The organism is Pseudomonas sp. DW-iso17 (assembly GCF_058725345.1).
Map to the genome: position 1 here is coordinate 174,206 of NZ_JBZXEA010000044.1, position 14,303 is coordinate 188,508.

The 14,303-nt window shown below is 60.1% G+C and carries 11 protein-coding genes; 6 read left to right on the forward strand and 5 right to left on the reverse strand.

Translation table 11 applies throughout. The features are described 5' to 3' along the window. Positions 1-131 precede the first annotated feature (131 nt). Positions 132-1,193 (forward strand): FUSC family protein, encoded by a 1,062-nt coding sequence (locus AC4PS6_RS23160; protein WP_038450532.1) that lies wholly within the window; start codon positions 132-134, stop codon positions 1,191-1,193. Between the two features lie 126 nt (positions 1,194-1,319). On the opposite strand, the gene AC4PS6_RS23165 is transcribed toward AC4PS6_RS23160, so the two are convergent. The 3 genes from AC4PS6_RS23165 to AC4PS6_RS23175 form a co-directional block, all read right to left on the reverse strand. After that, positions 1,320-5,063, reverse strand: a complete 3,744-nt coding sequence (locus AC4PS6_RS23165) for a hypothetical protein (RefSeq protein ID WP_336826970.1) — start codon at positions 5,061-5,063, stop codon at positions 1,320-1,322. Positions 5,064-5,278: 215 nt separating this feature from the next. Beyond that, a complete protein-coding gene (locus AC4PS6_RS23170; protein WP_155717093.1) occupies positions 5,279-5,446 on the reverse strand; it encodes a hypothetical protein in 168 nt (55 codons plus the stop codon). 31 nt (positions 5,447-5,477) lie between these two features. Further along, positions 5,478-6,209 (reverse strand): TetR/AcrR family transcriptional regulator, encoded by a 732-nt coding sequence (locus AC4PS6_RS23175; RefSeq protein WP_014718925.1) that lies wholly within the window; start codon positions 6,207-6,209, stop codon positions 5,478-5,480. A 355-nt stretch (positions 6,210-6,564) separates the two neighbouring features. Here AC4PS6_RS23175 and AC4PS6_RS23180 point away from each other — a divergent pair, with 355 nt between their 5' ends. Genes AC4PS6_RS23180 through AC4PS6_RS23195 form a run of 4 tightly spaced genes read left to right on the forward strand, consistent with a single transcriptional unit; the run spans position 6,565 to position 11,182 of the window. Then, positions 6,565-7,272 carry an ABC transporter ATP-binding protein gene (locus tag AC4PS6_RS23180; RefSeq protein WP_019819404.1) on the forward strand — a complete coding sequence of 236 codons (708 nt, stop codon included), beginning with the start codon at positions 6,565-6,567 and terminating at the stop codon, positions 7,270-7,272. Further along, positions 7,269-8,468, forward strand: coding sequence for an ABC transporter permease (locus AC4PS6_RS23185; RefSeq protein WP_336826971.1), 1,200 nt, complete (start codon positions 7,269-7,271; stop codon positions 8,466-8,468). Before AC4PS6_RS23180 ends, AC4PS6_RS23185 begins: the two co-directional genes overlap by 4 nt. Beyond that, positions 8,461-9,939 (forward strand): TolC family protein, encoded by a 1,479-nt coding sequence (locus AC4PS6_RS23190; RefSeq protein WP_492181016.1) that lies wholly within the window; start codon positions 8,461-8,463, stop codon positions 9,937-9,939. The genes AC4PS6_RS23185 and AC4PS6_RS23190 overlap by 8 nt, the downstream gene beginning before the upstream one ends. Then, complete coding sequence (locus tag AC4PS6_RS23195; RefSeq protein ID WP_102666589.1) at positions 9,929-11,182, forward strand: efflux RND transporter periplasmic adaptor subunit; 1,254 nt, start codon at positions 9,929-9,931, stop codon at positions 11,180-11,182. The genes AC4PS6_RS23190 and AC4PS6_RS23195 overlap by 11 nt, the downstream gene beginning before the upstream one ends. Before the next feature lie 102 nt (positions 11,183-11,284). On the opposite strand, the gene AC4PS6_RS23200 is transcribed toward AC4PS6_RS23195, so the two are convergent. Then, complete coding sequence (locus tag AC4PS6_RS23200; protein WP_336826972.1) at positions 11,285-12,679, reverse strand: FAD/NAD(P)-binding protein; 1,395 nt, start codon at positions 12,677-12,679, stop codon at positions 11,285-11,287. A 22-nt stretch (positions 12,680-12,701) separates the two neighbouring features. Further along, entirely contained in the window at positions 12,702-13,265 is a 564-nt protein-coding gene (locus tag AC4PS6_RS23205) for a helix-turn-helix domain-containing protein (RefSeq protein WP_038450543.1), read from the reverse strand. A 92-nt stretch (positions 13,266-13,357) separates the two neighbouring features. On the opposite strand from AC4PS6_RS23205, the gene AC4PS6_RS23210 reads away from it, so the two are divergent. After that, entirely contained in the window at positions 13,358-14,287 is a 930-nt protein-coding gene (locus AC4PS6_RS23210) for a DMT family transporter (protein ID WP_019819413.1), read from the forward strand. Positions 14,288-14,303 lie beyond the last annotated feature (16 nt).

The window sequence follows — 14,303 nt, forward strand, 5'->3', positions numbered from 1 at the left end:
GTGTGGGAGCTGGCTTGCCTGCGATGCCAGCTCCTCGGTCTTTCAGTCAGGTCGCGGTGATGCTATCGCAGGCAAGCCAGCTCCCACATTTGATCGAGCACATTCATACATTTGAGGCCACTTTAAGACTGATGAACCTGCCCTTCTTTGCCCGGCGCCTGCTGCGCCCCTTGCTCGACCCCTACCGCCGCTTTCGCCATGCCAAGCTGATCCACGCCGCGCGCGTGTCGGTGGGGTTGCTGGCAACCATCCTGCTGACCACCGGCCTCAACCTGCCTCACGGGGAATGGGCGTCGGTGACCATGCTGATCGTGATCGGCGGGTTGCAGCACCACGGCAATATCGGCAAGAAAGCCGTCGAGCGCGCCTACGGCACCTTGATCGGCGCCAGCGTCGGCTTGCTGCTGGTGGTGCAGCAGGCTTACTTCGGCCTGCCGTTGCTCACCTACCTGTTGATGTCGGTGGTGTGCGGGTTCTTTTCCTATCACGCCATCGGCAAAGGCGGCTATATCGCACTGCTGTCGGCGATCACGGTGTTTATCGTCGCCGGCCACGGCGATAACCCTATCTCCGATGGATTGTGGCGCACCGTCGATATCCTGATCGGCATTGTGCTGGCCCTGGCGTTTTCCTTTGCCTTGCCGTTGTACGCCGTGTATTCGTGGCGCTACAACCTGGCCAGCGCCCTGCGTGACTGCGCGCAGATTTATAGCCGGATCATCAATGGCCAATCGGTAACTGACGATGAACACCTCAAGCTGCTCAACCGCTTGAACGGGGCGATGGTGCAACTGCGCTCGTTGATGCCGTCGGTGTCCAAGGAAGTGCGGATTTCCATGACTGAACTGGATGCGATCCAGCGGCACCTGCGCCTGTGCATCAGCACCCTGGAGATTCTGGGCAATACCCGGCCGGACCCGCGTGATGAGCAGGCCACGGCTCGGATGCGGGTGATGCTGAAGGCCGAGCATCGGCAGATTCGGGTGCAGTTGGTGGGGATGGCGCGGGCATTGAAGTCGGGGGTGACGGAGCGGTTGGAGCAATCGGGCAGTGTCACGTCGAACGTCACGCTGCTGGAGGTCCCGGTACACAACGGGCTGGACGCCTACCGGCTGTTGACGCTGCAACTGACCGCGAATGTCGACAGGATGCGTGAGCGGCTCTTCAAAAGTTCGGCGCGCTGGAAGATCTGATATCACAGCAAAAACGGAACAGATCCATCTTGAATAGATCTGTTCCGCTTTTAATTAGGACTGACCCATAAATAAAATAGATCCACCCCTTTTCATTGCGCGTTACCTCTTATTCTCATTTTTCATTTAATCGAGGCGATATACGCCTATGTAGTAAACGTGAAAGTCATTGCCCCCTTGAGAGCCTGAACCGCCCCCTATATCTTGATAGTTATGAAGCACAACCGAAGCTGGCCCGTTAGCTGCCGGTATGAAGGACAAATTTTGTTGGCCTTCAAGAGAGCCGGAATTTGGAACTGTAAATTTCGGTATAGCAACCTGCGAGCCCACGAGAACAGCCGTGATGGGGGGGACGCCACCGTGCGGACTGACGTTCGCGATGGAATAACTGATGCTATAGCGATGCACTCTATTAAAGTTAAAGGTTCTTGAGATCACTGCGCCAGCATTCGAGGGATTGGGCGTATCCACAAACAAACCAAGTCTACCAAACGTAGCGCCCAGACCGCCTCTTCCTAAAGTCCATCCGCCTAAATTTCCAGTGTTAAAGTTATGGCCGACATCTGTCCAAGGGTCTGCCTTGATATATTGAGCACTTTTAAAAATAACGGCTTTTGACTTATCATTACTGCCGTCAAACGTTACCTCACAGGTTATCGTTATTTGTGTGCCATTAGTTATGCGCTTCAACCAACTACGCAGTACTGCCTTGTTTGCAAGTCCATTAACAGCCTCTGTTGCGGTGATTGCCACACCATTGAGAACAGTTAGCGGGGTTACGCCTGCAGCGCTGCAAATCAACCAGACCCGTTGCCCTGGGTGACTCAACGACCATTTGGGCACTGCAGCCGTGGCGCTACCCGCGAAATTGTTGACATCCAGCGTACCGCCAGAAGCAATGTTGTTGATCCGTGGCTGCGGCAAACTGGCAGCAGGAATGGCATTGACCATCACCGTCTGCACCTGTGACGGAATCGGGTCCGTCACACCCGGCCGTTCTACCGAATACTTCAAGCACACGGTACTGTTCACACTGCGGTGCAAGACCTTGACCGAGGTCAGGTTGAACACCACCGTGCCCCCATCCAACCCATTCTCGACCGCCGTATGGTGGGTACCATCGGCAAAAATCCATTCAAACGTTATGCGATCCCGATTGCTCATACCGGTGTAGCGAACAGTGACCGTCGTATTGTGCTCAATCGGCAGCGGGTCCACCGTCACGTTCGGCCCGGTGTCGGTGGTGCCATTGATAAACGGGTGGGGCAATACGCCCGGCAGGGACTGGATGGTGTAGTGGCGCTCGCGGAACAACACCGCATTGGCCTTGTTGAAACTGCGGTCAAAGCAGACCCAGAAACGGATGGTTAATAGCGTTCCATCCTTGAGCTTGCGCAGTTCGTCCACGGGGGTCGGTGGCAGGATTCCAGTGCGTTCGCCTTCTTCGGTCACGAGGTTGTTGGTGTAGGTGGCCTCGAAGTACGGCGTCTCTGGAACGGTGTCATAGATGCCGCTGTACTCCATCCAGATGCGCTGAGCCCGATGAATGAAGTGCCAGATATTGATCATCGTGCGCTCGGTTCCATTCAACTTGGAGGTCTCGAGCACCGGGGCGTCTCCAATCCCTTCGATGGTCGGGATCGGCAAGGTGGTCAGGTTGAGCAGCAGCAGGTCGAGGATTGGAGAAGGTGTTTCTCGTCCGTTACGTATGAGGAAGTATTGCACGTTGATCCGTTGGCCAAATGGCGCAATATTGGCGCCCACGACTTCAGGCGGGACGGTGAAGTCCACGGTTTTACGGGTGTTGCCGTCTTGGGTTTCACAGTGGCTGCCGATGTCGGGAATGCCGGTCCAGCACGCTCGGATACGGTCGGTCGGTAGCATCTGCGCGAAGGTGACCCGAATGGTCGCACCGGCGGTAACCGCTTCCGGTGCCAATTGGTCGGGGGCTTTGGATGCTTCGAGGACTTCCGGGCAAGGCAGGTCACCCAGCGCCTTACCGACAGTCACTTCGAGTATTTCAGAGCGCAGGGTGCGCCCACCATTCGCGGGGATCATTGAATAGCTCAAGCGAATCACGCCGCCCAGGTTGGTGTCGGCGTAGTGCCGGTCCAGCGAAAAGGAGACGGGGGCTCCCGCGGTGGCGCGATTCAGGCGGATGTCACCCTGGGTGCTGCCGTCCACAGCCGTCCCTGTCAGGCGCCATGTAAAGACATCGCCATCGTAAGTTTCAGCGTAGGGCAGCGTGATGTCGAGCTGGCCAAACAAGTCATCTGGGTCTAGGTTGTCGTCCTCATCGACCCGGTCGATTTCCGGCCTTGGCATTTCGGCAATACGCTCGCCGAACCGCACATACGTCGACTCCGACTCGCGGATGGCCTGCGTCCCTGTACCCAATGCCCGCATGAGGCCGTCGTCTACCGTGTAGAAAACCCGCACATCGCCCAGCCCGATAAATCGAGCGAAGTTGGCTTGGGTTACGGTACGAAAACGGGTGGGCGGTGGTGGAGCGCCTGCGTTATGGCGTTGTTCGTATTCAACGAGCCCGCCACCCGGTAGAACAGCCTCCAGCCGCAGCCTGACCAGATTATCCGGATCGTAGGGCGTATAGGCCGGGTTCGGATAATTAATGGTGATGTAAGGCTCTTCGGGGTCAATCAAGCCGGCATCGGCCTGCACCACCGTGACTGCCGGCATGTCCGCAATCGTGCCAGAGATCAGGATCGTCAGGGATTGGGACGTGGCCAGTAAGGTGCCCAGCGGGAACTCAAGCCGCCAGGTGATCTTCATCGAGCCTTGGATCAATTGTTTGATGATGTCGTCATCGACAGGAAACGAAGTCGGCCAACCCGGGTCCGCGCCCTGATCGGGCAGATCGAGTTCAAACGTTGACTCATCGGCGTGAGTACCACTCAAGGTTGCAATGACGCGAGTATTCGCCGGGACAAAACGGCCATCCGGAAGCTGAAAAGGCGTGACTACCTGAACAGCAAAGAATTTCCCTGCATCCTGATCATAATTGACCGAGGTGACCGAGGTGGAGCCGACGAGGAAGCGCGCCCGCCTGAGCAGGCTGGGGTCAAGCTCGGCCTGTACATGCACGGCCTGAGAAAAGTGCTCGACATGCCCGGAGCGGTTTTCCACTTCATCGAGCACCTGATAACGTATCGGTAGGAGGCCGCTGCCGGTGCCGATGACGCTTGCCGGAACTTCCACTTCAATCGGCTTTGCCCCGCTGGCGTGGTCGTCATCGAGTTGGAAAACCACCACCTGCGCGATCGTGTCCCAATACAAAAGAATCTTGTCTCGCACACGTTTACCGGGGTAATCGAGCGTGAACACTACGCCTTGGGCGGCGCGCTCCGGAGTCAAGACTGCGCCGGGCGCTGCGAGGTCGTCCGGCAAGCTGAGCAGCAATTTGTCGTGGTACCCCAGCCCGGGCTGTTCATCCAGGCCAGGTCGCGTGTCCTTGACGAAGACAGTCAGGTCATCTGAGGTACTTGGCGTGCCAGAGCCATTACGGACAACGCGTACAAACACAGGAAAGGATAGCCCCCGCGGTATACTTTCCTCGTTGATGGCCAGTTGAAAAAAGTTTTTGCCTGTTTCCTCTGGTTTGACGGTGTGAAAGCCCAGGCGCAACGTACGGCTGCCGTGGAAGTACTCGCAGGTATCACCCGCTTGCAAATTAATCCAGCGCAAAATGGTTACATATAGGTAAGTATCGAGATGCCGCGCGCCTAGGCCCCTGTCAGCCCCAACCACGTTGAGCACCGGGTTCGAGTAGGCCGGCGGGTCGAGATCATTGCGGGGAGTGGATGAGCTTCGCGCTACCGGAAAGCGCTCTTCGGGGGCATGTAATTTGGACATGGCTGAACTCCTTGGCTGGGGCCTTGACGGCTATGGGACAAGGAAATCAGACGCTTGAAAGGGATAGGCGTCTAGCTGTCAAAGATGACAGTGGCGACGAGAGGTAATACAGCGAGCAAAAGCGCCGTTAATACAATGTCCGCACATTCACATTTCTTCTTACATATTTTTCACGTTTTATTCACAAGCCGAGACGTAGTGTGAAGCCTCATCCGTTACAAACGTTGCATATCAAGCCCGCCGCCCCAGCGGGCTTTTTTTTGCCTGCCTTTTGGTGCTGGAAAACGCCCCGCTTTTGTAGGAGCGAGCTTGCTCGCGAAGAACGTAATGACGGCGCGGTTAACCAGAATGCCCGCGTTATCGTTGACGTTATTCGCGAGCAAGCTCGTTCCTACAGGGGTTTGAGGATTGGCTTCAGCGTGTGGCTTGTTCGCGAATGGCGCGCTGGGTATCCAGCACCTTCGCCAACGCCGTTTCAGCCTCTGCACTCTGCTGCGGCACTCGGATCGCTGCCGACACCAAGGTAATCAGCTTGGCCATCACCTCGGCATCCGTGGCGGGGCGGCCCAGGCTCATGGAGTTCATCAGCAAGCGCAGTTCGGTGCCGGCCATGACCCCGGAGATGGCCTTGAGTGCAAATTGCAGGCGCACCCCCAGTTCATTACGTGGCAAATCCGGCAAGGCCAGGGCGAAGGCTTCGAAGAACCGCTGGAACACCGGCTGGTAATGGACCTTGAGGTATTCCTGAATGAACGGCGACGTGTCGCTGTAGACCCGGCCCAGGAAGCGGATGAACGAACGCCCTTCCCCGCTGGCTGGGTCGCTGCGCTCCAGGCCCATGGCCGGGGCAAACAGCACGCCCAGTAGCGTGTCGCAGTCCAGTGGGCCATCGGATTCGGCTTCACAGCGCGCAAGCAATTCCAGGCGCTGCTCGTTGAGCGGCTCCAGGCGCTGCATCAGCAGGGTTTTCATCAGGGAGTCCTTGTCCCCGAAGTGGTAGTTCACCGCCGCCAGGTTGACCTGGGCGCGTTCGGTTATCTGCCGTAGCAACACGGCGTCATAGCCGTACTTGATAAAAAGAGCCTCTGTCGCATCCAGCAGTCGAGTCTTGGTAACGTTTGGAGCGCTGAGTTTCTTCGCGACCATATGGATTCCACGGCGGAAATATTGTTTTAAAAAATAATTTGATTTTTTATACCGGGGCGGCCCGTCGAAAGCAAGTAGTGACACTCCGCCATATCTTCCAAAGCCTGTATAACCGGGCTTTTGAGACCAGGTATGGGATTTTTGTGAGCCACACACAGGTGACGGCGAAATCGCTTCGAGAGAGAAAACCGCTCTACCTCCGTGGCTGGCGAAGCGTCAGGAAGGCAGTTACTATTCAAACAATATTTTAAAAACAAGAAATAAAACCAGTCCGTGACGCGTACAGGCAGCTTCCGAACTTGTTACAAGGGTTTTCGGGGAGCAAGTCGGCACCGTCGAGACTGCAGGCGTAGTCATGATGACACAGACCCCCGCGCAACCCGGCTTGATTTCCCTGCAAGGCATCGGCAAGCGCTATCAGCTCGCCGGGCAAGAGTTGAACATTCTCAATGACGTGTGCCTGTCCATCGCCAGCGGTGACAGCTGCGGTATCCTCGGTGCCTCCGGCTCCGGCAAAAGCACCCTGCTCAACATCCTCGGCCTGCTGGACCTGCCCAACTGCGGCCAATACCACTTTGCCGGCCACGATATTTTCAACGCCACCCCCGATGAGCTGGCGGCGATTCGCAACCAGCAGATCGGCTTCGTGTTCCAGAGCTTCAACCTGCTGCCACGCCTAAGTGCCCTGGACAACGTCGCACTGCCCTTGAGTTATCGCGGCGTGTCGCGGCATGAATCGGTGGAACACGCCCAGCGCATGCTCGCACAAGTCGGCCTCGCCGAACGCGCCCACCACCGCCCCGCCGACCTCTCCGGCGGCCAGCGCCAGCGCGTGGCCATTGCTCGCGCCCTGGTAGGCAACCCCTCGGTGATTTTGGCCGACGAACCCACCGGCAACCTCGACAGCACCACCGCCCAAGAGATCATGGACCTGCTGTTGAACCTCAATCGTGAACAACAGGTGACGCTGATCATCGTCACCCACGACCCCCACATTGCCGACCGCCTGGAGCGCAAGATCCTGGTGCGCAATGGCGTGGTGCGTGAGGCCGGGCGCCCATGAGCCTGCGGGTCGAGCAGAGCCTCAGCCACCTGCTGCATGAAGCGTTTATCAGCCTGCGTACCTTGGGCAAGCGCTCGATCCTGGCGCTCCTGGGGATCGTCATCGGCAGTTCCTCGGTGGTGGCGCTGATCAATATCGGCCACAACGCGGCGGTGGATGCGGCGATGATTTTCAAGGACATGGGTACCGACACCCTCATCGCCCAGTTCCCACCCAAGGGCAGCAGCAACGTGCCGATGCGCACCCAGCTCGACCTCGACGCGGTGCGCCAGGCAGTGCCGGGCATTGCCCATATCGGCGCGCTCAGCCTGTTCAGCGGGCCCATTGTGTTTCATGGGCGGACCGCCAATGCCAACTTTGTCGGCAGTACTGCGGGCATCCAGGGCGCCATGCGCCTGGCGCTGCGTGAGGGGCGCTTCCTGTCACCCTTCGATGCCAACGAAACCTACGGAGTGATCGGCGACCAACTCGCCCAGGCCCTTGGCGCGCCAGGTGACCCGCTGCAACTGGGCGACCGTGTGCGTATCAACGATTACCTGTTTCTGGTGGTGGGCATCCTGCGCAACCAGCCCAGGGCCATGCTGATGCCGGTGCAAGCCAACGAATCGTTGTTTATTCCCGCCGAGGGCATGCGCCGCATCTACGCCAACCCGCAGATCAACAACCTGATCATTCGCGCAGCGCCGGGACAGGACATGGAACGTATCGCCAAGGATGCCGCCGCCGCGCTGCAACCCCAGCTCACCGACCATAGCGTCGACATCACAGTGCCCCAGCAAATGATCGATGGCATGACCCGCCAAAGCCGCACCTTCGCCTATCTGCTGCTGGCCCTCGGCGCAATCTCACTGGTGGGCGGCGGTGTCGGAGTGATGAACGTGATGCTGATGAACGTCTCGGAACGCCGCCGTGAGATCGGCATCCGCATGGCCTTGGGCGCACGCCAGCGGGACATCCGTAATCTGTTTTTGCTCGAAGCGGTCACCCTCACCGCCGTGGGGGCCCTGTGCGGCGCAGTCCTGGGCATGTCTGCCGCCTGGGTGTATGCGTGGCTGTCGGGCTGGGCGTTTTCCCTGGCGGTGGCCGCGCTGCCCCTGGGCGTGGGCAGCACGTTGCTGGTGGGGTTGTTCTTTGGCATTTATCCGGCGGTGTCGGCCTCACGCTTGCAGCCGGTTGAGGCCCTGCGCGATGAATAAGTACCTGGCACTGCTCATGCTGATCAGCCTGCCGGGCATGGCCGCCGATGTGGTGATCACCCCTCAGGCCCCCAGCACTACCCGCAGCGGCTACGAGCGTAGCGTCTCGCTGAACGCCCAAGCTACTACCATGACCCTGGGGGACGCGGTGTACCTGGGCCTGCGTAATAACCCGGCGATCCGCAGCGCCTACTTGCAACGGGTGGCGCAGAAGTTCGACCTGCGCGTGGCCGAAGACGTGTTCAACCCCAAGCTCACCCTCAACAGCTATTACCGCAGCACCCGCGGCTCCCAAGACAATGCGCGCAACGCCAACGTCGCGCCCACCAGCAGCCTGCTCGGCGAATACGGCACGCGCTTGAGCATGGCCTGGACCCAGCAGTTGAACAACGCCAACCGCGCCGGCCGCTACCGCAGCGACGGCCTGGACCTGGCGATCATCCAACCGCTGATGCGCGGGGCCGGTTGGGATGCCACCACCGCACCGCTGCGCCTGTCGCGCCTGGCCGAGCAGGCCAACCGCCTGAACCTCAAAGCCACCGTGGCGCAGACCATCAGCCAGATCATCGCCACCTACCGCGAATTGTTGCGCGCTCAGGAACAGTTGGTGATCGTCCAGGAAGCGCTCAAACGCTCCACTACTTTACTGGAGGTGAACAAAGCGCTGATCAGCGCCGGGCGCATGGCCGAGTTCGAGATCGTCCAGACCGAAGCCGATATCGCCACCCAGCAATTAGGCGTGGAAGAAGCGCGCAACCAACTCGACACCAGCCGCCTGGCGTTGCTGCGCCTGCTGGCCCTGGACCTGTCGACACCGGTGCGTGCCACCGAGGCGCTGGAAGCCACCCCCCTGGAGATCGACAAACGCCAGGCCTTCAACCTCGCGCAAAACCAGCAACCGGAATACCTCGCCGCCCTGCTCGGCAGCCAGCAGGCCGACCTCAACCTGGTGATCGCCAAGGACTCCGGGCGCTGGCAAGTGGACCTGGTCGCCGGCGCCAACCAGGTGCACGCCGCCACCGACAACGACAACGGCCATGACAATAACCGCACCTGGGACAGCTACGCCGGGGTGCAGGTGCAGATCCCCATCGGCGATATCAGCACGCGCCAGGCCGAAGTGCGTGCGCGGGTGAATGTGGAGGATCAGGAAATCCGCATTACCGACGCTCGTCAGGAACTGGAGCGTAACGTCAACAATGTGGTGCGTGACCTCGGCACCCGCTGGCGCCAATATGAAATCTCCAAGCGCGCCGTGGAGTTGTCCAGACGCAAGATCGAGATCGAGCGGGAAAAGCTCAGCGCCGGGCGCTCCACCAACTTTCAGGTGCTGAGCTTCGAGACCGACCTGCGCAACGCCGAAAATGCCCAGCTCAATGCGCTGATCGCTTATTTGAACGCCCAGACCCAGCTCGATCTGACCCTGGGCATGACGCTGGAAAGTTGGGAAATTGCCCTCAATGACTACTAACAGAAAATCCCTGCTGGCCGTTGCCTTGATCCTGCTGTTGGCCGGCGCGGCCGCCGGCCTGCTCATTCAACGCAGCGGGGCTGAGCAAGCGGCTACAGGCGAACAGTGGCTGGCCGTAAAGCCCGACCCATTGGTGCACCAGATCGGCCTGGTGGGCAAGATCGAGCCTGACACCACCGTCGTCCTGACAGCACCGTTCGACGGCAATGTGCTGGCCAACCTGGTCGAACAAGGCCAGCGCGTCGAGGCCGGCCAGGTCCTGTTGCGCATGGACCCGGCGACGCTTGAAATACAGCTGCGCGACGCCCTCTCCGCGCAACTCAAGGCCCGGCGTACCGTGCAGGAAATGCAGGACTGGGGCAGCAGCCCCACCGTCAGCCGCGCCCGTCGCAGTTTACGCACCGCTGAAATGACCGCAGGCAACACCCAACGCAAACTCACCGAGAGCGAAAACCTGTTCAAGCGCGGCATCATCCCGCGCAACGAACTGGATGACCTCAAACAGCAAACCCAGCAACAGCAATTGGACTTGGTGGCGGCGCGCAGTGAGCTGCAACAAGCCCTGGACCAAGGCCAGGGCGAATACCGGCAGATCGCCGAGATGGAGCTGACCAATGCCACGGTGAAGTACCAAGCCTTGCAAACACTGCTCGAAGGCAAGGAGGTCAAGGCGCCCTTCTCCGGCATCGTAGTACCGGCGCCCGGCAACACCAATACCGCTCAAGGTGGCGGCAATAACAACGCGCCGGTGCAGGCCGGCAGCAAGGTCAGCCAGGGCCAGGTGCTGTTCGGCCTGGCCAATATCGAACGCTTGAAAATCGTCGCCAAAGTCTCAGAGCTGGATATCAACCAGTTGCGTCAGGGTCAGGCCGTTGAAGTCATGGGCGATGGCTTTGATGGCGAGCGGCTGTCGGGTTCAGTCAGTGTGGTCAGCGGCCTGGCCATCGCCAGCGACAGCCAGGGCAGCGCGCAGTTTCCGGTGACCTTGTCGATCCCCACCCTGACGCCCCAGCAGTTGCAGCGGGTGCGTCTGGGCATGAGTGCGCGGTTGACGATTGTCACTTATAACAATGACCAGGCGATCGTGATTCCCAGCCAGGCGATCCAGGCGGACATGACGGTGGAGTATCGGGCGGCGATGGATAAACCGGTGCAGCGGGTGAAAGTGACCCCTGGGCAATCGACGCCCCAGGGGGTTGAGGTGTTTGGGCTGACATCCGGGTTTGTGAAAATCTCAAGATAAAAGGAGAACACAATGTGGGAGCGGGCTTGCCCGCGAAAGCGGTGTGTCAGTCACTGCATCTGTTCTGCACTAGCGCTTTTGCAGGCAAGCCAGCTCCCACATTCAGCGCTGTGCCAGCCTGGCGGCCAGCGCCTTGGCCTGCAGGGCCACATCGGTCACCGCCGTGCTCTCCCACCACATGCCCCGCAACGGCGGCCCCATGGCGAACAGTCGCTGGCTGACCTGGCCGCGAGCATCCAGCACCGCCCCCGTTGCATCCGCCGCAATCCCCAGCGCCAGCGGCCCAGGCTGGACCAACCCACGCTTGAGCAGTTGCTGCGGTAAAGGCCGGGCCACCCGGCGCCAGTCGTATTCGATGCCGCTGGAATTGATCAGCGCAGCGCCCAACACCTGGGTGATCACATCCTCGCCACGGTAGCGCACCGCAATGGCAACTCCCTCTTGCGACGGCACCAAGCCCTTGAACGACGCCGCCTGAATCCGCAATCGCCCTTGCTCCTGCAACCGCGCCACCAACTGCGCGCTCAAGGGCGGCGAACGGTGGTGATGGCTTTCCCACCAAGGCCGTACATGCCGCACGAACTGGCGCTTGTGAGCCTCACTGGCCTGGCTCCACAGGCGTGCTATGTGCGCGCGCACCGTGTCCAGCGGTGCCTGCCAGTCAATGCCTTGCCTCAGCGCGAGCTGGCATTGGCGTCGCACCTCACGCAGCAATTGTCGGGGGCTGCTCAGGCTGTGGTCAGCGGCGAGGAAGTCGTCCCAGCTCGGCGGTTGCCGGCGTACATGGGGCAACAAGCCGTGGCGCGAAAAAACCTCGATAGGTCCGCGATGCCCGGCTTGTTCCAGGGAGACTACTGCATCGACCATGGTCAGGCCGGAGCCGATGATCAGTACGGTCGATTGTGGGTCGAGACGAGTCATCGCGGGGACATCCCAAGGGTCCAACGCGGCGGCATTCAATCCTGTGGACTCGGTCTGCGGAGTGCGCGCCGCCGCAAACATGCCGGTGGCCAATACCGCACAGGCGCCGCGCAGTTGCTCGCCAGTATCGAGGGTCAACAACGCCGAGGTGGGGTCGACTTGCAGGTCTACCCCTTCGGCGCGGATGTGCTCGACGATCGAGGTGGACACTGCCTTGGCTTGCGCCAGACGCTTCTGGGCGTACAGGCCGAAAAGCCCCCGCGGCGGGAACAGTTCGCTGATGGGCACATGCTGTTGGTACGACTCGGGCCATCCGCCGGCGCTGATGTAGTCGGTGAGCCATTGGGTCAGGTCGTCGGCGTTGTCCGGGTCAACGCTCATGCGCGCCGCATTGCCGTTTAGCGTATGGCCCAATTCGACCGCGCTGTAGGCTTCGCCGCGCCCCAGTTCCGCACGGGGTTCGACTATCAGGATGCGCCGCGTGCCCGGCAGGCGCAGCAGTTGCACGGCCAGCATCGTGCCGCTCAGGCCACCACCGATGATCAGTACGTCTGCAACGCGGGTGGATTCACTCATGCCAGTTCGCCCTTATTGTTGCTCAAATCACCACATTTCGAACAAACCGTACCGCCGCGCTCCCATCATTGCGATAAGCATGGGGCTGGTGGCTGGCGAACATAAAGAACTCTCCAGCCTCGATGACAGTTTCCTGATCACCTATCACCAGCGTCAGGCTGCCCTCGAACACAAACAGTTGCTCGCTCCACCCTTCCAAATCAGGGTCCGGGCAATAACGATCACCAGGCTCAAGCCGCCACTCCCACAATTCGACTTCACGCCGTGCCGTGGCCTTGGCCAGCAACACTGCCTTACTGCCGACAATCTCGCCCGCCCAGGCCAGCTCGTTGATACGGCTGTGGTCCCGCACATCCGGCGCCTGGATCAGGTCACTGAACGCCACGTCCAACGCTTCGGCGACACGGTCCAGGGTCGACAGGCTGACGTTCTTCTCCCCCGCCTCAATCGCCACCAGCATACGCCGGCTGACTCCGGACTTTTCCGAGAGCGCGGTCTGGCTCAAGTCGGCGGCATGGCGCAGGCGACGAACGTTCTGGCTGACGTGCTGCAGGACCGAAGCCCGTTGCGGATTTTCTTTGTGCACTATATTGCTCAATAGGTGGGTGTGCGCAGTATACTGCCCAGCGTGCGGCGCATTGTGCGGTCCGTGCTTTCCCCTTGCAAGACCGAGCCGCCATGACCGCCCCGAACTCCCCTTCGCGTTTCAACCGTTTCAGTAAAGCCGAATGCATCCTGGTGGTGATCACCATGATCTGGGGCGGCACCTTTTTACTGGTGCAGCACGCCATGACCGTCAGCGGGCCGATGTTCTTTGTCGGCCTGCGCTTCGCAGCCGCGACGATTGTGGTGGGGTTCTTTTCCTTGCGCACCCTGCGCGACCTGACCCTGTTCGAATTGAAGGCCGGAGTGTTTATCGGGGTGGCGATCATGTTCGGCTACGGTTTGCAGACCATTGGCCTGCAAACCATCTTGAGCAGCCAATCGGCGTTTATCACCGCCTTGTATGTGCCGTTCGTACCGCTGTTGCAGTGGCTGGTGCTGGGCCGTCGCCCCGGCTTGATGCCCAGCATCGGCATCATGTTGGCGTTTGCCGGGTTGATGCTGTTGACCGGCCCGGCGGGGGCCTCGCTGAATTTCAGCGCGGGTGAAATCGCCACCTTGATCGGTGCAGTGGCCATAGCGGCCGAGATCATTTTGATCAGCGCATTTGCCGGCCAAGTGGATATTCGTCGGGTGACCGTTGTGCAATTGGCCACGGCTTCAGTGCTGTCGTTCATGATGGTGGTGCCGATGGGCGAGGCGTTACCCGGCTTTTCGTGGTTGCTGCTGTTCAGCGCCGTAGGCCTGGGTTTGACCAGTGCGGTGATCCAGGTGGCAATGAACTGGGCCCAGCAAAGTGTTTCGCCAACGCGGGCGACGTTGATTTATGCCGGTGAGCCGGTGTGGGCAGGCGTTGTGGGGCGGATCGCCGGGGAACGGTTCCCGCCAATCGCGATGCTGGGTGCGGTGTTGATTGTGCTGGCGGTGATTGTGAGTGAGTTGAAGACTAAGGGGCAAAAGGCCGTTGAGCTGGCAGATGCCTTGGAACAGGAGCGTCAGGGCTAACCTGGGAACGCTGGAG

Bases quoted from the DNA above. Each gene is read 5' to 3' on its own strand.
- AC4PS6_RS23160 (WP_038450532.1), top strand. From the start codon at position 132: ATGAACCTGCCCTTCTTTGCCCGGCGCCTGCTGCGCCCCTTGCTCGAC.
- AC4PS6_RS23165 (WP_336826970.1), bottom strand. From the start codon at position 5,063: ATGTCCAAATTACATGCCCCCGAAGAGCGCTTTCCGGTAGCGCGAAGC.
- AC4PS6_RS23175 (WP_014718925.1), bottom strand. From the start codon at position 6,209: ATGGTCGCGAAGAAACTCAGCGCTCCAAACGTTACCAAGACTCGACTG.
- AC4PS6_RS23180 (WP_019819404.1), top strand. From the start codon at position 6,565: ATGATGACACAGACCCCCGCGCAACCCGGCTTGATTTCCCTGCAAGGC.
- AC4PS6_RS23185 (WP_336826971.1), top strand. From the start codon at position 7,269: ATGAGCCTGCGGGTCGAGCAGAGCCTCAGCCACCTGCTGCATGAAGCG.
- AC4PS6_RS23190 (WP_492181016.1), top strand. From the start codon at position 8,461: ATGAATAAGTACCTGGCACTGCTCATGCTGATCAGCCTGCCGGGCATG.
- AC4PS6_RS23195 (WP_102666589.1), top strand. From the start codon at position 9,929: ATGACTACTAACAGAAAATCCCTGCTGGCCGTTGCCTTGATCCTGCTG.
- AC4PS6_RS23200 (WP_336826972.1), bottom strand. From the start codon at position 12,679: ATGAGTGAATCCACCCGCGTTGCAGACGTACTGATCATCGGTGGTGGC.
- AC4PS6_RS23210 (WP_019819413.1), top strand. From the start codon at position 13,358: ATGACCGCCCCGAACTCCCCTTCGCGTTTCAACCGTTTCAGTAAAGCC.